The sequence below is a fragment of the Campylobacter concisus genome (genome assembly GCF_002913545.1).
In the GTDB taxonomy this organism is placed as follows: domain Bacteria; phylum Campylobacterota; class Campylobacteria; order Campylobacterales; family Campylobacteraceae; genus Campylobacter_A; species Campylobacter_A concisus_AV.
This window is the reverse complement of the sequence record NZ_PPBR01000022.1, coordinates 1-465: the sequence shown is the minus strand read 5'-3', so window position 1 is coordinate 465 and position 465 is coordinate 1. Positions and strand designations below refer to the sequence as shown.

Here is a 465-nt window from a genome sequence, read left to right as displayed (position 1 = left end):
CCCTTTGCATATAGTCAGGCTGCGTCTCTATCCTGTCTAAAGACTCCTGCGTGCTTGAGTGGATTTTATAATCAATTGGGATGCCAGCTTGTTTATTAAACTCATCTGTAAAGTAGCCATCCTTATCTACCTTGTAGCCTAAATCCTCTGAGCTGGTTTGGTTGGTAGAAACTTTGGTTGATACCTTTATGTTCTGCTCTAAATTTAAAGCGTAACTACTAAGTGCGTTTATCATCTAATATCCTTTTAGCTTCATGCTAAAGATGACGTCTTTTTTGTGAAAAGATTTATTTTACAAAGTTGTTTAGTCTGCATATATTTACTCCTAAACTCTCGCATCTACCTTTTTATAAAGCCTATCTTTGCTAGATAGCGCTTTCAATTTTAGTTCATTTTCAATGTATGTGATGTTGTAATTTTCTTTAGTGTTTATTCTTTTGCCGTTTTCATGTGTGGTTAGTTATT

Annotated in this window: 1 pseudogene; it reads right to left on the bottom strand. The window is 34.6% G+C overall.

The annotated features are described in order from the left end of the window. Positions 1-235 (bottom strand): annotated as a pseudogene (locus CYP05_RS01575) (Cj0814 family flagellar-dependent secreted protein); the annotation flags it as partial. Between the last annotated feature and the right edge of the window lie 230 nt (positions 236-465).